Here is a 20377-nt window from a genome sequence, read left to right on the forward strand (position 1 = left end):
CCATGGAGGAAGACGAACGGCGCTTCCTGCCCCGTGTGGCGCCGATCGATGCCTATGGCAGCGGGGGCTTTCGCTTCGCCGAAATGTCCCACCGCGGCTCGCTGCTCTGCCTGCCCTCGGGCATGCATGCCTGGTCGGTCTCCAGTCCTGCGGAGTTCTCGGTGCAGGCCTTCGAGCCTGTTTACGCCGAGGCCGACAAGATCGATATCCTGCTGATCGGCACGGGCAAGGACATCGCCTTCTTTCCCGAGGCTTTGCGCTGGCGTTTCCGTGACCTCAGGATCTCCGTCGATGCGATGCCGACGGGCGCTGCGACCCAGACCTGGAACATCCTGCTGGCGGAGGACCGGCGCGTCGCTGCCGCCCTGATCGCCGCGCCATGAGCCCTGTATCATGAGTGCAGAGCAGGCCAACAGCAATGACAGCGTCAGCGACGAGGGCTATTGCGCCGGCCTTCTGCGCGAGCATGACCGCGACCGCTGGCTTGCCTGCCTGTTCGCGCCGCAGCAGCATCGCCGCGGCCTGATCGCCCTCTACGCCTTCAACAGCGAGATCGAGCGCGTGCGGGACATGGTGTCCGAGCCGCTGCCCGGCGAGGTGCGCCTGCAATGGTGGCGGGACCTGCTCGAAGGACAGGCGCGCGGCAATGCCTCCGGCCATCCCGTTGCGGCTGAACTGAGCGCGGCGATCGAGCGTTATCACCTGCCGGTGCCGGCCCTGACCACGCTGATCGATGCCCACACGCATGATCTCTATGACGATCTCCTGCCCTCGGTCACCGATCTCGAAGGCTATTGCGGCGAGACGAGCTCGAGCCTGTTCCGCCTCGCCAGTCTCGTCCTCGCCGATGGCGGCGACGCCGGTGCGGCCGACCTCGCCGGACATGCCGGCGTGGCCTATGGCGTTGCGCGCCTTATGGGTCATGCCGCCCGCCACGCGGCGCGCGGGCAGATCTTCGTGCCGGCAGACATCGTCATCAAGCATGGCAGCGCCCGCGAGGATCTGCTGAACGGGCGCGACACGCCGGACCTGCGCGCCATGCTGGCCGAATTCGCCAGTCTGGCGCTGGGACATCTGGAGAGGGCCGAGAAACTTCTGCCGGTGACGCCCGCGGTCGTGGTGCCCGCCTATGTCGGCCTCGCCCTGGTGCGCCCGCTCCTTCGTCGCATGACGAGGCGGGGCTTCAACATCTTCCGCGATCGAGCCGAACAGGCGCAATGGCTGCGCCAATGGCACCTCTGGCGATTCGCACGGCGCTAGCGGTGGGAGAGCGGCCCTACTTCGGCTTGGCCGAAGCCAGGGCCTTTTCGAGGTCCTCCCGTTCCTCGCAGCCGCTCGGGCAGAGCTTGACGAGCAAGGCCAGGTTCTGCTGCGCCTTGGGAATGTCGCCGTTCTCGATATAGAGCTCACCCTGATATTCCAGCGTGCCCTTGTGGTTGGGATCGAGATCCAGCGCCTTTTGATAATAGGTTAGCGCGGTGGCGCGGTCGCCGCTCTTGCGCAGGCTGTAGCCGAGGAGATTGTAGACGTCCGGATCCTTCGACCCCTGGTCGGCGAGAGCCTGCAGGCCGGTGATCGCGCCCTTGTAATCCTCGGCCTTGATCTGGCCGCGAATGGCGGCAAGGTCGGGCGTCGCCTCGGTAGCGTTTGAGCTATCGTCGGCCCAGGCAGCGGTGGCGGTGAGAAGGCAGGCCAGCGCTAGGCCGATGGCGGGAAGTCGCGTCATGACAGGGGTTCCGTTGGTGAGGAGCGGCAGGTTGTGAAGAAGCTCATCTGTCTATGGGGTCATCGGCATAGCCATCCAGGAATGGCCTGGCCGGCGGCACGCTAGCATCTTTCGGCAGCCGATGCCCGCCTTCGTCAGGCGCTGGCGAGGGTCTGTTCGCGCGTGATCGCCACGTTCCAGGCTTCGAGATCCTGCAAGGCCCTGGCACTCATCGCACGCTTCTTGGCATGAGTCTTCTCGGTGCCGCGCAGGCGCTTGCCATCCTCGCTCTTTGGCGCGACGTCGAGCGGAGGGAACAGGCCGAAATTGACATTCATCGGCTGGAAGGAGCGCGGGCCGGCTTCGTCACTGACGATATGGCCGCCCGTGATGTGGTTGAGCAACGCACCGAGCGCCGTCGTCATCGGCGGCGGCAGGAGGGTGCGCCCGAGGCGTTCGGCGGCCGCGAAACGTCCTGCCATCAGGCCGACGCCGGCGCTCTCGATATAGCCCTCGCAGCCGGTGATCTGGCCGGCGAAGCGCAGCCGCGGCAGCGATTTCAGGCGCAGCGTGCCATCGAGCAGGACAGGTGAATTGAGATAGGTGTTGCGGTGCAGGCCGCCGAGACGCGCGAATTCTGCATTCTCCAGGCCGGGAATCATGCGGAACACCCGCACCTGCTCGGCATATTTCAGCTTCGTCTGGAAGCCGACCATGTTGTAGAGCGTCCCGAGCGCATTGTCCTGGCGCAGCTGCACGATCGCATGGGACTTGACCTGCGGGTCCCGCGGATTGGTGAGACCGACGGGCTTCATCGGCCCGAAGCGCAAGGTCTCGCGGCCGCGCTCGGCCATCACCTCGACCGGCAGGCAGCCGTCGAAATAGGGTGTGCCCTCGAATTCCTTGAAACTGGTCTTGTCGCCGGCGATCAGGGCATCGAGGAAGGCCTCGTATTGCTCTCTCGTCATCGGACAGTTGATGTAATCGGCACCGGTGCCGCCCGGGCCGGGCTTGTCGTAACGCGACTGGAACCAGGCGACGTCCATATCGATGGATTCGCGATGCACGATCGGCGCGATGGCGTCGAAGAAGGCGAGGGAGGTTTCGCCAGTCAGGCCGGCGATGACGTCAGCCAGGGGCTGGGAGGTGAGGGGGCCTGTAGCGATGATGACGTTGTCCCACACCTCGGGAGGCAGTGCCTCGACATGTTCGCGCCGGATCTCGATCAGGGGATGACCCTCCAGCCTTGCCGTCACGGCCGCAGAGAAACCGTCGCGATCCACCGCCAGCGCGCCGCCGGCAGGCACCTTGTGCCGGTCCGCGCAGGCCATGATTACGGAGCCGAGCCGGCGCATCTCCTCATGCAACAGGCCGACAGCGTTGGTCTCAGCGTCATCGGAACGAAAGGAATTAGAGCAGACGAGCTCGGCAAAATCGGTGGTCTTGTGAACTTCCGTAGGCTGGACCGGCCGCATCTCATGCAGCACAACGGGAACGCCCGCCTCAGCCAGTTGCCAGGAAGCCTCGGAACCGGCGAGTCCGCCGCCGACGATGTGAACGGGTGCAATTGTCATGAAAGGGCTTTTAGAACATTGGAGCCGCGAACCAAAACAAAAAGCCGCCCATTACGGGGCGGCTCTGTGCGTGCCGGCATCTAGACGCGATCTAAACGCCACTCTCGATGGGCAATGCGGGTGAAGATGGCGCGGTTTCAGGCGCCAATCGTCTAGTCGGGTGCCTTCGCGGCCGGGATTTGTTCCTGTCGGCCAGGAGACAACCACGAGACGCCGCTCCAAAAAAGGGCATGCGCGAGCGGCGCTCGAAACTTGCACCAATGAGCGCCGCCCGGGGGGGGCGAGCGACTCATTGGCATCAACCGGCGCCTATCAGGCGCGGGCTGCCTGACGCGCAATCGCGCGAACGTCGGCAGGGTTAATACCGATGTCAGCCAGATCGCGTACGTTCAGGCGCTTGAGTTCGGCCAGCGTCTCGCGCTCACGGCGCCAGATGCGGACACGTTCGATCAAAGCAACGAACAACATGATAAGGTTCCTTCTTCGCGAACCGGCACCTAAGCGAATTCTTTAGCGCCGTTCACAAATCGAATATGAGCCATCGCGTGACATTCTGCTAGATGCTGCACTGCACAACAAGAATGCATAAAACGCATGGCTTGTTTTCGAATATGTCACAATATGATCAATTTTGCCGAAAAGTTCGGACTAAAATGCGGTAATCGCATATCTTAACAAATAATTTAAATAACCCGCAATCGTGAGCAGGGGGCTACCCGCCCTTTCAGACAATAGAACGTCCGGCAGCAGGCGTCCGAGCGAACCCCGGCGGCAAAAAGGCGCAACTCGCCATTCGAATCCTGGTGGCTATCCAGTTGGGCCAGGGCGTTACTTCCTCCGGAGCGACAGCCATATCCCTTGGTATTATGTCGTGAATTCGGCCTCCTTCTTCTGTGTTCAGAAGCGGTGGGTGCCAAGAGGGTATGTGAAATCACATTTGGCGCATCGTTTATTGTGTGCCGTGGTGTGAATATTGTATTGATGATGGTAGCTATAATTTCTGCCTTTCGCGAATATAGATACTTTTTGTTTCTATCGTATTTTGTGTATGTCTCATTATAAGTCGAAAAGTGTGCGTTAATTATTACAGTACGTTTAATTATTATAAGTGTTTTCTCGGATTTTCTATGTGTAAGTACCCCTGAAGCAAACTCTCACCTAAGGCAAGCAGCGTGGCGGGCATGGTGCATTGCTGGTGTGTGCGATAAAGCACAGAGCCCTCACCAGCCTGCCGCTACGTACTTAATCACCGCCATGTCACGTCATGTACTGTAAGTGCGTGAGAGATTGATATTAGACCAACACGGATAGGGGACGGAATAGGGAAGTGTAATTCTTGTATGCGATGATAAGGGGGGGTGATAAGACAAAAATGTACCAACGTAATAAAATATTTATCTTTATAATTGCACGAAAATCTCTTTATTTGGATGTTAGGTGTAAGTGGCAAGGCGGACATGGTTGTATAAATGTTTCGTGTACTTTCCGGTAGCGGAGGATTTGCATAAGTTTTACTGTAGGCAGAATTGAGAGGTAGATTTGGGGACTTCCAATCTGCCCTACCTCAACAGACTGCACTGCTGATGTCGAATGCGATACATGCTCGTAGGCCCGTACCAATAAAAGCTAAGGGCAGGATGTCGTGATCTGCGTTGAAGAATTGCAGCATCAAACTAGAATGCTTGGCTGTCCTGATGTGTGCAAAGAACTGGAAATAACCGCAGATGGCCCGTTCTTCCGATGCTTTTGATCACGGCAGTGATGATGGCGGGGCGCTACACATAAGTGAGCATAGCTCACTTTCGAATTTTGGGTAGCTGGGATCTACCGGGGGAACCATGAACGAGATCTATACGAATTTCAGTGCGATAAATTTGCCGATGTTCATCATCACGTGGATCACATTTTTTGTGGCCGCGGTTGCATGTTTCATATTTCAGTTCAGGTTCAGTGGGGAACATCAAGGCCCGATGGGCTTTGTCCGCTATTGTTTTCCATTCGACGAGTGGTCGAAGAAAACTTCGGCGATCGATGTGGTGATGTACCTGGCATCGAAGTTCATGAAAGCCGTTTATGGCGTCAGCGAAACTTTTTGTGCCACTTTTGTTGCCCTGTCGGTGGAGGCGGGACTGTCCTATCTGTTCCCGAACCATACTCCGGTGGCTTTTGGTTTCCTGACTATCGTCATTTGCTCCCTCGTTATTTTCATCGTCAATGATTTCGTGATTTTCTACACCCACTACCTGCAGCACTTCGTGCCGGTTCTGTGGGAGCTTCACAAGGTTCATCACTCCGCCACCTTCCTCAATCCGGCGACGACCGATCGCACGCATCCAGTCGGCAACATGTTCGACCTTCTCTCCGCCGCCTTCACGGTCGGCCTGACGATGGGTGTGCTGGGCTTCATCTTCGGCTTCAGCATTCCGGATCTGCTGGTGCTGTTCTTCAATGCCAAGATCCTGGGCTCGATCGTGATCCTGAACGTATTGAGGCACTCCCATTTCCCCGTGAGCTTCGGTCCGTTCGACCGGCTTCTGCTCAGCCCGCATATGCATCAGCTGCACCACAGTTCGCAGATCAAGTATTGGGACAAGAATTTCGGAGACAAGCTTTCGGTCTGGGACTGGCTTTTCAATACGGCGATCATTCCCGCCAAGAACGAGACTTTCATCTACGGCCTCGGGAAGCCGGAGGAGGAGGAGTACAACGACGTCTGGGGCGCCTATCTCCTGCCTATGGTCAAGGCCTGGAGGCTGATCAAGCGGAACACCAGGGCGGCCCTTTCATCGCAGGCGGCGGGGCGGCGCTGGCACACGCTTTGCGAGGGAACCCTCTGGCGTGAGCCGGGCGATGACAGCCCTTATCCCGATCCTGTGGTGTCGCCTCCCAAGCCAGTGGAAACCCATGTCGTGCCCAAGCCAGTGGAGGCTCATGTCATCCCCATGGTGCATGCGGTACAAAAGCAAGCCTGAGCGGGTGTAATGTCGACGAGGGTGCATGGAATTTTCTGTCTGACATTTTCTTCCCATCTTGGCATGCCAGGGTGATTTCAATGAATGTCGAGCCACCGGCGGTACTCCGTCCGAAGCCAGGAATTGGCGACAGAGGATTCTCGGTGCCGGCATTCCCATGCGCCGCGTCAAACAGGGTTCGGTGATATGAACGACGTTTCGGCCGGCCCTTCCATCAGGAAAGGCAAGGAGTATCTGCTGGTTTCGCGCATGGGGCGGAAGAGCCTGCACGCGCGCTGGCTTGCTCCCGCCTCGGCGCGGAACTTCGATGTTTTCCTCAGTTGCTATGATCCGAACGTGCCGGCCGTCACCGGAGAGGGCATCCGGTTCGAATACAGGAAAGGCAAGAAAGTCGAAGGCTATAGCGGCTTCCTGAGCGAGCACGCCTCGCTTCTGCGCAATTACAAATATATCTGCTTCTTCGATGAAGACGTCGACGTCGATGCAGAGGCCATAAGCGGCGCCTTCGCTATGTGCAGCAAGTACAATCTCAAGATTGCACAGCCGGCTCTGACATGGGACAGCCATTTCACTTTTGCGGCTCTGCTGAGGCAGCCCGGCTTTGACTTGCGCTATGTCAATTACATCGAGATGATGTGCCCCTTCTTCCGCCAGGACATTCTGGAGCGCATCGCGCCTCTTTATTCTCTCGGCTTTGAGAGTGGCATCGACCTCATCTGGTGCAACCTGGTTGGCGAAAGTCCCGAGGATTTTGCCGTGATCGATCGCTTCCCCGTGCGCCACACGGAGCCGGTTGGGGGCAACAAGGCGGCCAATGGCTTTGTCGGCAAACGCATTTATGAGGATGATATTTACGCCATCCTCAAGATGTTCAAGCTGCCCTGGCTGAGAACCGTGCCGTTCTCCGGTGTCGAACAATCCGGGGGGCGGACCGCCAGTCGGCTGCATCTGTTCCTGGCCGCCATCCTGCTGCTGGGCGCTGTGTCCCTGCAGAGGCCCTTCATGTACCGGCTGCGAGCGGTCCTGGTTTATCTGCGCCATCTCATGCTCGGGCCGGCCTCCAATATCAAGGTTAGCCTCCCGAGCAGCCGGCCATAGACCGGGCCGTACCTTCTACCTTTGTTGCAGCGTGGTCGCACTGGTCGATTGCCGGCCGCGTGTCGTCAGGGGGGTAATGTGCCGTCCATCGGCGAGGGTCGGGGCCATTGTCTCTGACGCTTGTGCCGATCCGGGTGACGCCAGGATCGCGCAAGGCTTTTCGGCGTCTCGCACGGCCAAATAAAAAGCCGCCCATGGGGCGGCTTGTCATCGACCTGCTGAAGCGGGTCATTCGTCGAACTTGCGATCAGGCGCGGGCGGCGGCGCGAGCGATCTTGCGGATCTCGCTTCCGTTGATGCCGATGTCGGCCAGGTCACGGGCGTTCAGGCGCTTGAGCTCGGTCAGCGTCACGCGCTCACGGCGCCAGGCGACAACACGTTCAATCAAAGCAGCGAACAACATGGTCCTATCCTTGAGAGATTTCCCGGCCTCTTGGCATCAGGAACATCTCTGCCTTCTGTGGTGATCGCATCTTCTTCACGCTGGGCGGTAGCCGCCTTGCTTGAAGATGCGCTTATGAACTTTGTTTCGGAGTATTTTCCGTCTCCGTTCATGTCGCCTCTTATAAATGAATCGATTTACGTGAGGTAGAGCCGCAAGCTTGAGGCAGGCATGCAGAAACGCATACCAAAGCGCTTTCTATCACGAATATCGCCCGAAAATCATTCAATTGCACAATAGCTATGCAATCTAACGCATAGCTATTGGCTATTCCGCCGCTTCACCCCGGCGCCCCTGGGGGCGGCGCTCCATCACTTCTCGCAGGAATCGACCCGTATGCGAGTGGGGTTCCCTGGCAATCTGCTCAGGCGTGCCCTGCGCCACCACCTCGCCGCCGCCATCGCCGCCTTCCGGACCCATGTCGATAACCCAGTCAGCGGTCTTGATGACTTCGAGATTGTGCTCGATCACCACCACGCTGTTGCCCTGGTCTACCAGCTCATGCAGCACTTCGAGGAGCTTTGCGACATCATGGAAGTGGAGGCCCGTGGTCGGCTCGTCGAGGATATAAAGCGTACGGCCGGTGGAGCGGCGCGCCAGTTCCTTCGAGAGCTTCACACGCTGCGCCTCGCCACCCGACAGGGTGGTGGCCTGCTGGCCGACCTTGACATAGCCGAGCCCCACCCGGGCCAGCGTCTCCATGGTGTTGCGGATCGTCGGCACCGCCTTGAAGAAGCCGGCGGCTTCCTCAACCGTCATGTCGAGCACGTCGGCGATCGACCTGTTCTTGAAACGCACGTCGAGCGTCTCGCGGTCATAGCGCTTGCCCTTGCAGACATCGCAGGTGACATAGACGTCGGGGAGGAAGTGCATCTCGATCTTGATGACGCCATCGCCCTGGCAGGCCTCGCAACGCCCGCCCTTGACGTTGAAGGAGAAGCGTCCCGGCTGGTAACCGCGCGCCTTGGCCTCCGGCAGGCCGGCGAACCATTCGCGGATCGGCGTGAAGGCGCCGGTATAGGTGGCCGGATTCGAACGCGGCGTACGGCCGATCGGCGACTGGTCGATATCGATGACTTTGTCGATCAGCTCCAGCCCGTCGAGCTTGTCGAAGGGGGCGGGGTGCTCCAAGGCCCCGTTCAGCCGCCGCGCCACCGCCTTGTAGATGGTGTCGATCAGCAGCGTCGACTTGCCGCCGCCCGACACACCGGTGACGCAGGTGAACAGGCCGAGCGGCACCTCCACCGATACGTCCTTGAGGTTGTTGCCGCGCGCGCCGGTGAGCTTGAGCGACTTGCCCTTCTGTCGGCGGCGGCGCTCGGCCGGCATCGGCACGGACAATTCGCCCGTGAGGTATTTGCCGGTGAGCGAGGCCGGGTTGGCCATGATCTCTTCGGGCGTGCCGTGCGCCACGACCTGGCCGCCATGCACGCCGGCGCCCGGACCGACATCGACGACGTAATCGGCCTGCAGGATGGCGTCCTCGTCATGCTCGACCACGATCACCGTATTGCCCAGTTCGCGCAGGCGCCGGAGCGTTTCGAGCAGGCGCTCGTTGTCGCGCTGATGCAGGCCGATCGAGGGCTCGTCCAGCACATAGAGCACGCCGGACAGGCCCGAGCCGATCTGCGAGGCAAGGCGGATGCGCTGGCTCTCGCCGCCCGAAAGGGTGCCGGAATTGCGGGCGAGCGTCAGGTAGTCGAGGCCGACATCGACCAGGAAGCGCAGGCGCTCGCGGATTTCCTTGAGAATGCGCGTGGCGATCTCGTTGTGCTTGGCGTTGAGTTCGGCCGGAAGCGCCTCGAACCAGACCTGCGCGTGGCGCACCGACATGGTGGAGACATGGCCGATATGATTGTGCGCGATCTTGACCGCCAAGGCTTCCGGCTTGAGGCGGAAACCCGCGCAGGCCTTGCAGGGCGTATTGGCCATGAAGCGGCCGATATCCTCGCGCGCCTGCTCGGAATCGGTTTCCTTCCAGCGTCGCTCCAGATTGGTCACCACGCCTTCGAAGGCCTTGCGCGTTTCATAGGAACGCAGGCCGTCGTCGAAGGAAAACAGGATCTGCTCCTCGCCCGAACCATAAAGGAAGACCTGCTGCACCTTTTCCGGCAGGTCCTTCCAGGGCGTGGTTACGCCGAACTTGTAGTGTCTGGCGAGGGCATCGACGGTCTGGTTGTAATAAGGGCTGGTCGATTTCGCCCAGGGAGCAAGGGCACCCTTGCGTAGCGACAGCGTCTCGTCCGGCACCACCAGCACCGGGTCCACCGTCATCTCCGTGCCCAGCCCGTCACAAGAGGGGCAGGCGCCGAAGGGATTGTTGAAAGAGAACAGACGCGGCTCGATCTCCGGAATGGTGAAGCCGGATACGGGGCAGGCGAATTTCTGGCTGAACATCACGCGCTTGAGCGAACCGTCCTCTTCCTTCTGGTCGGCCAGTTCCACCACGGCGATGCCGTCGGCAAGCTCCAGCGCCGTCTCGAAGGAATCGGCCAGGCGGGCGGCGATGTCGGCCCGCACCACGATGCGGTCAACCACCACATCGAGGTCGTGCTTGAGCTTCTTGTCGAGGGCAGGGGCGTCGGCGATCTCGTAGAAGGTGCCGTCGATCTTCACGCGCTGGAAGCCGCGCTTGAGGAAATCGGCCAGTTCCTTGCGATACTCGCCCTTGCGGCCGCGCACCACGGGCGCGAGCAGGAAGAGACGCGTGCCCTCCGGCAGCGCCAGGACGCGGTCGACCATCTGGCTGACGGTCTGGCTTTCGATCGGCAGGCCGGTCGCCGGCGAATAGGGGATGCCGATGCGTGCCCAGAGCAGGCGCATATAGTCGTAGATCTCGGTGACGGTGGCCACCGTCGAGCGCGGGTTGCGCGACGTCGTCTTCTGCTCGATCGAAATGGCCGGCGAGAGGCCGTCGATCTGGTCGACGTCGGGCTTCTGCATCATCTCCAGGAACTGGCGCGCATAGGCCGACAGGCTCTCCACATAGCGCCGCTGGCCCTCGGCATAGATGGTATCGAAGGCAAGCGAGGATTTGCCCGAGCCGGACAGGCCGGTGAACACCACGAGCTTGTCACGCGGGATTTCCAGATCGACATTCTTGAGATTGTGCTCGCGCGCGCCGCGCACGGTGATGAAACGGCGGTCGGCAGGCGACGGGACAGCGCTGCCGGAGGAGGGGCGGCCAGACATTCAGACGATCCTGTGGGCTTTCGCCGTGAGATAAGAGCTTTGTCAGGGAAATTGAAGGAGGGCCTTCGAAAAGACAAGAACAATTCGTGAACTTATCCGCAGATTTTTGCGGCGGTGCGAAAGGTGATGGGCTATGCACGCGCCATGATCGAGATTACCCCCACTTTGTCCATCGACGAGCGCGAGATCGATGAGGACTTTGTGCGCTCCTCGGGGCCCGGCGGACAGAATGTCAACAAGCTGTCGACGGCGGTGCAACTGCGCTTCAACATCCGTACCTCGCCCTCCTTGCCGAACGAGGTGGCCATCCGCGCCCAGAAGCTTGCGGGCAGGAAGCTGACACAGGACGGCGTGGTGGTGATCATCGCCCAGCGCTTCCGCACGCAGGACCGCAACCGGGAGGACGCGCGTGACCGCCTCGTGGCTCTATTGCGCGAGGCCGCGACGCCGCCTCCGCCGCCGCGCAAGGCAACGAGGCCGTCCAAGGCCGCCAAGGCGAGGCGGCTGGAATCGAAGTCGCGGCGTTCCAGCGTGAAGTCTATGCGCGGAGGGAAGATCTCGGTCGACTGACGCTGGGAGCGCGGACGTCCCGTCCGCTCTTGAAACGATAAGGCGAGAGAATTGGGTAAGCGCCATTGTTGAAGGGCCCGACTACCTTACGGGCTCGATCTCAGGCGATCGTGGAGGCCTTGCCTAACGAACACTTCGTTTCACAAGAGCGGACGAGACGTCCGCGCTCCCAGCGATCACGCCGTGATCAGCACCTTCACCTGTTCCATCGTCTCGGCGATGTGATCGGCGCCAGCCGCGACGAGTGCTTCCTCGCTCGGGGGCATGTGGTGGAGCCCGCCGACGAAGCCAATTGCGACCATCCCAGCCGCCTTGGCCGCCTTGATGCCGACCACACTGTCTTCCACCACCACCGTGCCGGAGGGTGCGACACCCATGGTCTTTGCCGCATGCAGGAAGAGGTCCGGCGCCGGCTTGCCGCGGGCCACCAGCTTCGAGCAGAAGATGTTGGGATAGACGAGTTCGAACAGATTGGTGACGCTGAGGCCGAGGCCAAGCTTGGCCGGCGGGCTGTTCGAGGCGACGCAGTAGGGTATGGCGAGCGTCTCCAGCACTTCGCGAACGCCGGGGATCGGGTCGAGCCGGGTGAGATAGGCCGCTCTCAGCATCTGAGCGGTGGTCTGGGCATGGTCATGCGGCAGCCGCAACCCGAAATCCTGCTCGAAGCGCTTCTCCAGGGCATCCTGCGTCAGGCCGAGGAAGTGCTGCATGACATCCGCGGCAGTGATCTTGGCGCCAAGATTGCTCAGGGCTTCCGCCTCGACCTGGGCGGACAGGATTTCGCTGTCGACGAGAACGCCGTCGCAATCGAAAATAACCAGAGAGAACGACATTCAAACCGCCCGGTGCGAGGAAAGCAGTGACGTGCCCCCCCGACACGGGTCCTGTCAAGCTCCGCCTGGGAGCGCGGACATCTTGTCCGCTCTTGGAAATGGTAAGTTCGTCAGACAGGAAGAGGCGGACAAGATGTCCGCGCTCCCAAGGATCACCCCCGGTGGATCGGATCGATCCAGCGCACGGACTCGGGCTTCTCGACCGGCTCAATATCGAGATTGATGGCAACCGCCTCGCCGTCGCTGCGCACCAGCACGCATTCCAGGACTTCGTCCGGGCTGGCATTGATTTCCTGGTGCGGCACATAGGGCGGGACATAGATGAAGTCGCCGGGCCCGGCCTCCGCCACATATTCAAGATGCTCGCCCCAGCGCATGCGGGCACGGCCCTTCACCACATAGATTACGCTTTCGAGATGGCCGTGGTGATGGGCGCCGGTCTTGGCGTTGGGATGGATGGTCACCGTGCCGGCCCAGATCTTCTGCGCGCCAACGCGGGCGAAATTGATGGCCGCCTTGCGGTCCATGCCGGGTGTCTGTGCCGTATTGGCATCGAGTTCACCACCCGGGATGACGCGCACGCCGTCATGTTTCCAGCGATGGTCGTGATCCTCGGTCATGCCGGCCTCCTGCCTTCGGAGGTCGATGATGGCGCGGCGGATCGATATCCGGCAAGCTCTTTTGCGATTCGAAACGGATGGATGAATGCCCGCAGACCCCAACCTCGGCCGTGAGGAAAGCTGGATGCGCAAATCCGCGCTGCATTATCTGGGCCAGCGCACGACCAGCGTCGCCAATCTCCGGCAAGTCCTGCTGCGCCGTGCCCGGCGCAAGCTCGGTACCGAGGTCGCCGCAGCGGCGATGATCGAACGGACACTTGCCTATTGCGCCCGGCTTGGCTTCGTGGATGACGCGGCGTTCGTCGAGGCCCGCATCCATGCCGGCCGGAACAAAGGCCTTTCCATGCGCCGGATCGGCGCCGCTCTCAAGGCCAAGGGGGTCGACGCCGCCGTGGTCGCCGAGGCCTTCGCCACCGAAGATCGCGAGGTGGTGGAGGAGAGGGCCGCGGCACGGCTCGCCCAGCGCAAGCGAATCGGCCCTTGGCGCCGGCCGGACCGCGACCATGATGTCGAAAAGGAAATCGCCGCGCTGGCCCGGGGCGGCTTCGCGATTTCCCTGGCAAGGCGTATCGTCACCGGCGATCCCAACGAAATCGAAGCGCTTTTAGAAATCTGAAGCGGCAGTCGGCCATTGCGCCAGACGGCTTGGGGTGATTTGGTATGACCAATCCCTCTTTTTCCTCCTGGGTATCACATGTTCGATGTTCTCTGGCGCTCCCTGGCTATCGGCATTGGAGCGACCATCCTCATGGATCTGTGGGCGATCATCCTCTACAAATTCTTCGGCCAGGCCCTGCCGAACTGGGCACCCGTGGGCCGTTGGTTCTGGCACCTGAAGGACGGCAAGGTCTTTCACGACGACATCGGCCAGGCTGCGCCCTATGCGCATGAACTGGCGCTCGGCTGGATCGGCCATTATGTCGTCGGCATCGCCTACGGGATCCTGCTGGTGATCTTCGCCGGCGTGGCCTGGCTCGACAATCCCACCTTCATTCCGGCCTGGATCCTCAGCATCGTCACGGTTGGCTTCGGCTGGTTCTTGCTGCAGCCAGGCCTCGGCGTCGGCTGGGCGGCTTCCAAGACGCCGAACCCCAACAAGGTGCGATTCCTCAACCTCGTCGCCCACACGGTCTTCGCCCTGGGCCTGTGGGGCACGGCGCTGCTTATTCGCTGATATCGTGCCAGGACGCGAACATTGCCGCCTGGCCGTGGCGTGTGCCCGCGTCATCGAACAGCTCCCACACGATGGCATTCTCGATAACGAAACGCCGTCCCGATTTGGCGATGCGGATGCCGGTGTAGTCGCCAATGAAGCCCTGGCGCCGCACGATATCGAGCAGGCGCTGGCGCTCCTCGCGATTGGGAAGCTCGGCCGACAGGCGCGAAGGAAGGCGTGTCAATTCTTCCCAATCATATTCAAAACAGCGCTGTACAGCCTTGTTTCCATAGATGAATATCGGATCGTCTGCCGTGTTGTGGGCGAGCACGCAGAAGGGAGCACGCTCATAGAGCCAATGCGCCGGTTCGGCTTCTGTGCCATGGGTCGGAATCAGGGGGCGGCCAACAAGGCGGGTGAAACTGCTGTCCAGAAGATCGGCAAAAGCCGGATCGGTCGCAAGGAAGGGCGCAGGCATGAACGAGGACCAGGTTTGGCTCACCCCCGTCATACCATGCGAGTGCGCGCGACGGGGGGCAGAAATCCATCGCTTCATTCCTTCGAGACGGGCGGCTCCGGCTCCTCGAGCTCTTCTTGCCGGGCACTGCGCGCGTTGACCCAGCATTCGATGACCTGAAGGGCGATTGGCTGCAGAGTGCACAGGCGCACTCGGCCGACCTTCCGGGTCTGCACGAGCCCGCTAGCTTCGAGGACCTGCAGGTGCTGCAATACCGAGGGCAGGGACATGGTGATGGGCCTCGCCAGATCCCGAACCGAGGCCGGACCCAGGCTCAGCCGTTCCACGATCAACCGGCGCGTGGGATCGGAAAGGGCCTGGAACATCAGATCCAGGGAAGGCGGTGGCGTTGTCATGGCCCCCACCTAATCAAGCCGATGCCCCGGCCGCAATACACACTTTGCTAAATGGATAACTATTTCTTGTGCGGCTATGCCCTGCCGTGCACAAGGCTGAGCTTGCCACTGACATGTCAGTCTGTTACACATAAATACATATTGAATGATTGCATTGGATTTAGGGATGAAGCACGAACATTTCGGCCTCTCGGCGGCCTTGGCGACGCCATTCGACGCGCGAGGGCAGATCGATACGGCGCGCGCCATTACGCATGCCCGCTGGTGTCTCGCCAATGGCTGCGGCAGCGTCACTTTGTTCGGTACCACGGGTGAGGGGGCTTCGATCGGCACGGCCGAGAGGGAGCGGTTGCTTGCCTCTTTCCTCGACGTGGGTATCCAGCCCACAGAGATCGTGGTGGGCGTGATGGCCAACAGTGTTGCCGATGCCGCCCTTCAGTCCGCGCAGGCGCTCGATGCAGGCTGCCGGGGCGTGTTGCTGGCACCGCCATCCTATTTCAAGGGGCTCGGCGACGACGGGCTGTTCGACTGGTTCGCCGGCGTTTTCGAGACGCTCGGCGCCAAGGCCCGCAGCTTCTTTCTCTACAACATCCCCTCGGTGACCGCGGTCGAGCTCTCCATCGCCTTGATCGGGCGCCTGAGGTCGGCATTCCCACACGCGGTGGCCGGCGTGAAGGATTCGTCCGGCAACTGGCCCTTCACCCAGACCCTGCTGGCTGCCCATCGCGACATCGCAATCCTGATCGGCGACGAGCGCTACCTCGCGGCTGGCGTGCGGCTCGGCGGGCAGGGGGCAATTTCGGGCATGGCCAATATCTGTCCGGAGCGCATGGGCGCCATGGTCCATGAGGGGCGCGACGATGCCGCTCTCACCAGCCTGGTCGATGACCTCGTCAAATACCCCGTCATACCGGCGGTGAAGGCTTTGATCGCCCACCGCGCGGGGGATGACGCCTGGCGCCGGACGCGCCCGCCGCTCCAGTCCCTGTCCGAAAGCGATGCGAAGCGGCTCGGCGGCCTGCTGGATCATCTCGGGCAAACGGAAGCAGCTTAGAGAAGGGGAGACGGCATGGAGGAAGGTGGCGAACCACTGCGGCTGCGCGAGAAGGCCTACGCCAGTTTCACGCGCCATCTCCTGGCGCGCGACGTCCGGCCCGGGCAATTCGTCTCCCAGCGCGAATTGGTGGCCCTTACCGGCCTGCCGCTCGGCGCCATCCGCGAGTTGGTGCCGCGGCTGGAGGCGGAGGGCCTGCTGACCACCATTCCGCAGCGCGGCATCCAGATCGCCCATATCGATCTCACGCTGATCCGGGATGCCTTCCAGTTCCGCCTTTTCATGGAGAAGGAAGCCATCGCCTTGTTCACCCTCTCGGCCTCGAACGAATTGCTGGCCGGGTTGCGTCGCGAACACGAGGATACTCTCGCAAAAGGACTCGCAGGCCAGCTCACGCCCGAGATCATCGACGAGGCCCAGGCGATCGACTGGAACCTGCATGACACCATCATCGATTCCGTCGGCAACGAGATCATCGCCAAGGCCTACCGCGTCAATTCGATCAAGATGCGCTTGATCAACCAGGAACGCTTTCGCATCGATGGCCGCGTGGTGCCGGTGATGCGCGAGCATCTGACGATCCTCGCCGCCATCGAGAGCCGGCAGCCCGAGCGCGCCGTCGAGGCCATCACCGAGCATATCAACAATGCCAGGGCCCTGGCCCTCAAGGTCTAGGTCTTTGTGAGTTTTTCTCACGAACAATAATTGGGGAGGAGGACACGATGAGTATCGATCTTTGGAAACCGACGCGCCGCCAGTTCCTTGCCGCTTCCGCCGCCATGGGCGCTGCGGGCCTCGCCGGTATCAGGCCGGCCTTCGCGGCGGTCGACTGGAAGAAATATGCGGGCACCACCCTCGAGGTGAATCTGGTCAAGAGCCCGCGCGGCGATACGTTGCAGAAATACCAGAAGGAGTTCGAGGAACTCACTGGAATGAAAGTGAATTCCGAACAAACGCCGGAGCTGCAGCAGCGCCAGAAGGCGGTGATCGAGCTCACCTCCGGCAAGCCGAGCTTCGACGTCATCCATATCAGCTATCACGTGCAGAAGAGGCAATTCGAGAAGGGCGGCTGGCTCGCCGATCTCAACCCGTTCCTGAAGAATCCCGAGCTCACCGATCCCTCGCTGGTGGAAAGCGATTTTGCCACCGCTGGCCTGGCCTTCGCCAAGGACAAGGGCGGCCGCTTCGGCGCTCTGCCTTTCTCGGTGGACTACTGGATCGTCTATTGGAACAAGGATCTCTTCGCCGCCAAGGGCCTCGAATTCCCGAAGAATTTCGATGAGATGGTGAAGGCTTCGGAGACGCTTACCGACGCAGACAACAATGTCTTCGGCTTCGTGGCGCGCGGCGCCAAGAATGCCAATGTGCCGGTGTGGACCAGCCTGTTGCTCGGCTATGGCAAGAGCTCGATCGGTCCCGACGGCTCGCTGCAGACGGACTCGCCCGAGGCGATCGAGGCTGCCGCCCTCTATCAGCGCCTGATGACCAAATCCGCGCCGCGCGGCGTCACCGGCTTCAACTGGGCCGAGTGCCAGTCCGCCTTCCTGCAGGGCAAGGTCGGCATGTGGATGGATGGCGTCGGCTTCGCGCCGCCGCTCGAGAACCCGCAAAAGTCGCGGGTGGTCGGCAAGGTGGGCTACAGCATCATCCCCAAGGGACCGGTGACGCAGGCCGCTCCCACCACAGGCGATGGCATCGGCGTCACCGCGGCTTCCGCCAACAAGGAAGCGGCCTATCTCTATTGCCAGTGGGCCATCTCGAAGCAGATGGGGGCAAGGCTGCTGCAATCGGGCAGCGGCGTGCCGTTCCGCAATTCCGTGCTTGGTGATGCCGAGGTGCGCAAGGGCGTGACCATGCCCGGCTCCTGGGTCGATGCGGTGGCGCAATCGGCGCCGATCAGCCAGCTCTGCCTGCCGGTCATCATCCCGGTCACCGAGTTCCGGGATATCATCGGCGTCGGCCTCACAAACCTGCTGGGCGGCGCGGATCCGGCCACCGAGATGAAGAAGGCGACGGAAGCCTTCAAGCCGGTGCTCGCCCGCAGCGAAGCGCCATGACCGCTATGAGCCCAGCCGATACCGGCGTGCCAGCCATCGCGGCGTTCAAGGAGAGACCGCGGCCCGGCTATTGGCCCTTCATCGTCCCGGCGCTCGTGGTGGTCGGGGCGGTGATCGTCTTCCCGTGGGTGTTCACCGTCTGGATGAGCGGCAGTGAATGGCAGGTCGGCTCGCCCCAGCGCTTCGTCGGCCTCGCCAACTATGTCCGCCTCGCCGGCGACGAGCGCTTCTGGGAGTCGATGTGGCACACGCTCTATTACACCGTGCTCTCCGTGGTGGCGCCGCTGATCCTCGGCACGATCGCCGCACTCGTCTTCGACTCGAAGATGCCGCTAAGGGGTCTCCTGCGCGGCATCTTCGTGATGCCGATGATGGCGACGCCTGTGGCCATCGCGCTGGTTTGGACCATGATGTTTCACCCTCAGCTCGGCGTGCTCAACTATCTGCTTTCGCTGGTTCATATCCCGCCGCAGGCCTGGATCTTCGACCAGAGCACGGTGATTCCCTCGCTGGTGCTGGTGGAAACCTGGCAGTGGACGCCTCTGATCATGCTGATCGTGCTGGGCGGCCTCGCCTCGATGCCGCGCGAGCCTTTCGAGAGCGCCATGATCGACGGCGCCAATGGCTGGCAGAAGTTCCGCTACATCACGCTGCCGATGATCCTGCCCTTCATGATGATTGCCGTCATTATCCGCTCCATCGATGCGCTGAAGAGCTTCGACATCATCTATGCGATGACGCAGGGCGGCCCCGGTACGGCGTCGGAGACGATCAACCTCTATCTCTACAACGTCGCCTTCTCCTACTACGACATCGGCTATGGCTCGGCGATCGCCGTGGTGTTCTTCGTCATCATCATCCTGATGTCCCTGGTGCTGCTGCATCTGCGCCAGCGCGCCAAATGGAATGTGTGAGGAGAGGCCGTCATGACACTCCACCGTCTCCTGCGCATGGCCGGCACGCTGTTCCTGGCCTTCGTGATCATCTCGCCGGCGCTGTTCTTCTTCATCTGGATGCTGTCGCTGTCGCTGAAATACGAGATCGACAACGGTGCTTATCCGCCCATCCTGATTCCGGAGCAATTCGCCTGGTCGAACTACACCGACATCTTCGCCACCAATGACTTCCTGCTCTATTTCTGGAACAGCATCATCGTCACGGGCACGGCGACGATCCTGGCCCTGGTGGTGGGCGTGCCGGCGGGTTACGGCATCGCCCGCATCAAGGCGGACAAGGCGGCGATGGTGATCATGATCGCCCGCATGACGCCGGGCCTGTCCTTCCTGATCCCGATGTTCCTGCTGTTCCAGGCGCTCGGCCTGCTCGGCACGCTGTGGCCGCAGATCATCATCCATCTGGTGGTGACCATCCCGATCGTGATCTGGATCATGATCGGCTATTTCGAGACCACGCCGCTGGAGCTGGAGGAGGCGGCCATGATCGACGGCGCCAATCGCTGGCAGATCTTCATGAAGGTGGCGCTGCCGATCGCCAAGCCTGGCATCGTGGTGTCGCTGATCCTGGCAGTGATCTTTTCCTGGAACAACTTTGTGTTCGGCATCGTGCTCGCCAGCCGCGAGACGCGTACCCTGCCGGTGGCCGTCTACAACATGCTGTCCTTCGAGCAGGTGAGCTGGGGCCCGCTGGCGGCGGCGGCGCTGGTGGTCACACTGCCGGTTCTGCTGCTGACCCTGTTCGCCCAGCGCCAGATCGTGGCGGGACTGACGGCCGGTGCCGTCAAATAGCGCTTCCGACGGCTATAAGGATATCCTCATAAACCATTGTTTATTCAAGCTATAATGGCAGGGGGAGCTGCACATGAAAAACCGGCGAGAAGTCTCGTGGGGTTTGACAGTGCCCTTGGAGAGTCATGAGGTCTTCAGGCCTTGGCGACCCTCGGATGCGCAAGACCCAGCCTGGCAGGATGGGATCGAGGTCTTTGACGGGCGGCGTGTAGGAAAAGTTATTTTCATAAAGAGCCTTACAGGAGCTTCCTCGATCATTTTAGGATTAGCCAAATCGCTTGCGCCGCGCCGTGGATCGAGAGATTCCAACCGTCGGAGCGGACGCTGGCCGTTCAGGCAGTACCGTTGAGCCGTCCCGGCAGACTCCAAGGCAGCATGTCGGAGCCAGGCAAAATCGGCCATGCGATGGTGGGGGACAGGGGCATCCTTTGTCTTAGCTCGATAGAGAAGTCCTTTTTTGTCCCCGTTAGAAATGTCACTTCGAGC

The 20377-nt window shown here is 61.2% G+C and carries 21 protein-coding genes; 12 read left to right on the top strand and 9 right to left on the bottom strand.

Features of this window, described 5'->3' with window-relative positions; genetic code table 11:
- Positions 1-2: 2 nt before the first annotated feature.
- Together QQL24_RS10835 and QQL24_RS10840 are read left to right on the top strand one after the other, a co-directional pair.
- Positions 3-383, top strand: coding sequence for an Mth938-like domain-containing protein (locus QQL24_RS10835; protein ID WP_284311999.1), 381 nt, complete (start codon positions 3-5; stop codon positions 381-383).
- A 10-nt stretch (positions 384-393) separates the two neighbouring features.
- The gene (locus QQL24_RS10840) at positions 394-1260 is read left to right on the top strand and encodes a phytoene/squalene synthase family protein (protein WP_284312000.1); all 867 of its coding nucleotides are present in this window, start codon (positions 394-396) and stop codon (positions 1258-1260) included.
- A gap of 16 nt (positions 1261-1276) precedes the next feature.
- Here the strand turns inward: QQL24_RS10840 and QQL24_RS10845 are convergent, their stop codons facing one another.
- The 3 genes from QQL24_RS10845 to QQL24_RS10855 all read right to left on the bottom strand — a co-directional run bounded on the left by QQL24_RS10845 (position 1277) and on the right by QQL24_RS10855 (position 3747).
- Positions 1277-1726 carry a tetratricopeptide repeat protein gene (locus QQL24_RS10845; RefSeq protein ID WP_284312001.1) on the bottom strand — a complete coding sequence of 150 codons (450 nt, stop codon included), beginning with the start codon at positions 1724-1726 and terminating at the stop codon, positions 1277-1279.
- Positions 1727-1860: 134 nt separating this feature from the next.
- A complete protein-coding gene (gene trmFO / locus QQL24_RS10850) occupies positions 1861-3279 on the bottom strand; it encodes a methylenetetrahydrofolate--tRNA-(uracil(54)-C(5))-methyltransferase (FADH(2)-oxidizing) TrmFO (RefSeq protein ID WP_284312002.1) in 1419 nt (472 codons plus the stop codon).
- Positions 3280-3591: 312 nt separating this feature from the next.
- Positions 3592-3747: a DUF1127 domain-containing protein gene (locus QQL24_RS10855; protein ID WP_284312003.1), complete on the bottom strand. Its 156-nt coding sequence runs from the start codon at positions 3745-3747 to the stop codon at positions 3592-3594.
- Between the two features lie 1370 nt (positions 3748-5117).
- Between QQL24_RS10855 and QQL24_RS10860 the strand changes: the two genes are divergently transcribed.
- Together QQL24_RS10860 and QQL24_RS10865 are read left to right on the top strand one after the other, a co-directional pair.
- Entirely contained in the window at positions 5118-6251 is a 1134-nt protein-coding gene (locus QQL24_RS10860) for a sterol desaturase family protein (protein ID WP_284312004.1), read from the top strand.
- Positions 6252-6437: 186 nt separating this feature from the next.
- On the top strand, positions 6438-7349 hold the full coding sequence (locus tag QQL24_RS10865) for a hypothetical protein (RefSeq protein ID WP_284312005.1): 912 nt from the start codon (positions 6438-6440) through the stop codon (positions 7347-7349).
- A gap of 247 nt (positions 7350-7596) precedes the next feature.
- On the opposite strand, the gene QQL24_RS10870 is transcribed toward QQL24_RS10865, so the two are convergent.
- Together QQL24_RS10870 and uvrA are read right to left on the bottom strand one after the other, a co-directional pair.
- The gene (locus tag QQL24_RS10870; RefSeq protein ID WP_284312006.1) at positions 7597-7752 is read right to left on the bottom strand and encodes a DUF1127 domain-containing protein; all 156 of its coding nucleotides are present in this window, start codon (positions 7750-7752) and stop codon (positions 7597-7599) included.
- A 306-nt stretch (positions 7753-8058) separates the two neighbouring features.
- Positions 8059-10983, bottom strand: a complete 2925-nt coding sequence (uvrA, locus tag QQL24_RS10875; protein ID WP_284312007.1) for an excinuclease ABC subunit UvrA — start codon at positions 10981-10983, stop codon at positions 8059-8061.
- A gap of 126 nt (positions 10984-11109) precedes the next feature.
- On the opposite strand from uvrA, the gene arfB reads away from it, so the two are divergent.
- Complete coding sequence (gene arfB, locus QQL24_RS10880; RefSeq protein ID WP_284312008.1) at positions 11110-11553, top strand: alternative ribosome rescue aminoacyl-tRNA hydrolase ArfB; 444 nt, start codon at positions 11110-11112, stop codon at positions 11551-11553.
- Between the two features lie 176 nt (positions 11554-11729).
- Here the strand turns inward: arfB and QQL24_RS10885 are convergent, their stop codons facing one another.
- On the bottom strand, positions 11730-12386 hold the full coding sequence (locus QQL24_RS10885; protein ID WP_284312009.1) for an HAD family hydrolase: 657 nt from the start codon (positions 12384-12386) through the stop codon (positions 11730-11732).
- Positions 12387-12538: 152 nt separating this feature from the next.
- The gene (locus tag QQL24_RS10890; protein WP_284312010.1) at positions 12539-13006 is read right to left on the bottom strand and encodes a cupin domain-containing protein; all 468 of its coding nucleotides are present in this window, start codon (positions 13004-13006) and stop codon (positions 12539-12541) included.
- Positions 13007-13091: 85 nt separating this feature from the next.
- Between QQL24_RS10890 and QQL24_RS10895 the strand changes: the two genes are divergently transcribed.
- Positions 13092-13622: a regulatory protein RecX gene (locus QQL24_RS10895; protein WP_284312011.1), complete on the top strand. Its 531-nt coding sequence runs from the start codon at positions 13092-13094 to the stop codon at positions 13620-13622.
- 78 nt (positions 13623-13700) lie between these two features.
- The gene (locus QQL24_RS10900) at positions 13701-14180 is read left to right on the top strand and encodes a DUF2938 domain-containing protein (RefSeq protein WP_284312012.1); all 480 of its coding nucleotides are present in this window, start codon (positions 13701-13703) and stop codon (positions 14178-14180) included.
- Here the strand turns inward: QQL24_RS10900 and QQL24_RS10905 are convergent.
- Together QQL24_RS10905 and QQL24_RS10910 are read right to left on the bottom strand one after the other, a co-directional pair.
- On the bottom strand, positions 14170-14640 hold the full coding sequence (locus QQL24_RS10905) for an MEKHLA domain-containing protein (RefSeq protein WP_284312013.1): 471 nt from the start codon (positions 14638-14640) through the stop codon (positions 14170-14172). The two genes, QQL24_RS10900 and QQL24_RS10905, sit on opposite strands and share 11 nt — an antisense overlap.
- Before the next feature lie 74 nt (positions 14641-14714).
- Entirely contained in the window at positions 14715-15035 is a 321-nt protein-coding gene (locus QQL24_RS10910; protein ID WP_284312014.1) for an ArsR/SmtB family transcription factor, read from the bottom strand.
- Positions 15036-15201: 166 nt separating this feature from the next.
- Between QQL24_RS10910 and QQL24_RS10915 the strand changes: the two genes are divergently transcribed.
- Genes QQL24_RS10915 through QQL24_RS10935 form a run of 5 tightly spaced genes read left to right on the top strand, consistent with a single transcriptional unit; the run spans position 15202 to position 19891 of the window.
- A complete protein-coding gene (locus QQL24_RS10915; protein WP_284312015.1) occupies positions 15202-16089 on the top strand; it encodes a dihydrodipicolinate synthase family protein in 888 nt (295 codons plus the stop codon).
- 15 nt (positions 16090-16104) lie between these two features.
- On the top strand, positions 16105-16764 hold the full coding sequence (locus tag QQL24_RS10920) for a GntR family transcriptional regulator (protein WP_284312016.1): 660 nt from the start codon (positions 16105-16107) through the stop codon (positions 16762-16764).
- A 47-nt stretch (positions 16765-16811) separates the two neighbouring features.
- Positions 16812-18146, top strand: coding sequence for an ABC transporter substrate-binding protein (locus tag QQL24_RS10925; protein WP_284312017.1), 1335 nt, complete (start codon positions 16812-16814; stop codon positions 18144-18146).
- Positions 18143-19060 (top strand): carbohydrate ABC transporter permease, encoded by a 918-nt coding sequence (locus QQL24_RS10930; protein WP_431310671.1) that lies wholly within the window; start codon positions 18143-18145, stop codon positions 19058-19060. Before QQL24_RS10925 ends, QQL24_RS10930 begins: the two co-directional genes overlap by 4 nt.
- A gap of 12 nt (positions 19061-19072) precedes the next feature.
- Positions 19073-19891 carry a carbohydrate ABC transporter permease gene (locus tag QQL24_RS10935; protein ID WP_284312018.1) on the top strand — a complete coding sequence of 273 codons (819 nt, stop codon included), beginning with the start codon at positions 19073-19075 and terminating at the stop codon, positions 19889-19891.
- Positions 19892-20377 lie beyond the last annotated feature (486 nt).

It is taken from the genome of Labrys miyagiensis, from assembly GCF_030160835.1.
GTDB lineage: Bacteria > Pseudomonadota > Alphaproteobacteria > Rhizobiales > Labraceae > Labrys > Labrys miyagiensis.

Excerpts from the sequence above, each read along its gene's own strand:
- QQL24_RS10930 (WP_431310671.1), top strand. The coding sequence starts at position 18,143 with ATGACCGCTATGAGCCCAGCCGATACCGGCGTGCCAGCCATCGCGGCG.
- QQL24_RS10915 (WP_284312015.1), top strand. The coding sequence starts at position 15,202 with ATGAAGCACGAACATTTCGGCCTCTCGGCGGCCTTGGCGACGCCATTC.
- QQL24_RS10860 (WP_284312004.1), top strand. The coding sequence starts at position 5,118 with ATGAACGAGATCTATACGAATTTCAGTGCGATAAATTTGCCGATGTTC.
- QQL24_RS10905 (WP_284312013.1), bottom strand. The coding sequence starts at position 14,640 with ATGCCTGCGCCCTTCCTTGCGACCGATCCGGCTTTTGCCGATCTTCTG.
- QQL24_RS10910 (WP_284312014.1), bottom strand. The coding sequence starts at position 15,035 with ATGACAACGCCACCGCCTTCCCTGGATCTGATGTTCCAGGCCCTTTCC.
- QQL24_RS10920 (WP_284312016.1), top strand. The coding sequence starts at position 16,105 with ATGGAGGAAGGTGGCGAACCACTGCGGCTGCGCGAGAAGGCCTACGCC.
- QQL24_RS10855 (WP_284312003.1), bottom strand. The coding sequence starts at position 3,747 with ATGTTGTTCGTTGCTTTGATCGAACGTGTCCGCATCTGGCGCCGTGAG.
- QQL24_RS10935 (WP_284312018.1), top strand. The coding sequence starts at position 19,073 with ATGACACTCCACCGTCTCCTGCGCATGGCCGGCACGCTGTTCCTGGCC.
- QQL24_RS10870 (WP_284312006.1), bottom strand. The coding sequence starts at position 7,752 with ATGTTGTTCGCTGCTTTGATTGAACGTGTTGTCGCCTGGCGCCGTGAG.
- arfB (WP_284312008.1), top strand. The coding sequence starts at position 11,110 with ATGGGCTATGCACGCGCCATGATCGAGATTACCCCCACTTTGTCCATC.
- QQL24_RS10865 (WP_284312005.1), top strand. The coding sequence starts at position 6,438 with ATGAACGACGTTTCGGCCGGCCCTTCCATCAGGAAAGGCAAGGAGTAT.
- trmFO (WP_284312002.1), bottom strand. The coding sequence starts at position 3,279 with ATGACAATTGCACCCGTTCACATCGTCGGCGGCGGACTCGCCGGTTCC.
- QQL24_RS10895 (WP_284312011.1), top strand. The coding sequence starts at position 13,092 with ATGCCCGCAGACCCCAACCTCGGCCGTGAGGAAAGCTGGATGCGCAAA.
- QQL24_RS10840 (WP_284312000.1), top strand. The coding sequence starts at position 394 with ATGAGTGCAGAGCAGGCCAACAGCAATGACAGCGTCAGCGACGAGGGC.
- QQL24_RS10900 (WP_284312012.1), top strand. The coding sequence starts at position 13,701 with ATGTTCGATGTTCTCTGGCGCTCCCTGGCTATCGGCATTGGAGCGACC.
- QQL24_RS10890 (WP_284312010.1), bottom strand. The coding sequence starts at position 13,006 with ATGACCGAGGATCACGACCATCGCTGGAAACATGACGGCGTGCGCGTC.
- uvrA (WP_284312007.1), bottom strand. The coding sequence starts at position 10,983 with ATGTCTGGCCGCCCCTCCTCCGGCAGCGCTGTCCCGTCGCCTGCCGAC.
- QQL24_RS10835 (WP_284311999.1), top strand. The coding sequence starts at position 3 with ATGGAGGAAGACGAACGGCGCTTCCTGCCCCGTGTGGCGCCGATCGAT.
- QQL24_RS10925 (WP_284312017.1), top strand. The coding sequence starts at position 16,812 with ATGAGTATCGATCTTTGGAAACCGACGCGCCGCCAGTTCCTTGCCGCT.
- QQL24_RS10885 (WP_284312009.1), bottom strand. The coding sequence starts at position 12,386 with ATGTCGTTCTCTCTGGTTATTTTCGATTGCGACGGCGTTCTCGTCGAC.
- QQL24_RS10845 (WP_284312001.1), bottom strand. The coding sequence starts at position 1,726 with ATGACGCGACTTCCCGCCATCGGCCTAGCGCTGGCCTGCCTTCTCACC.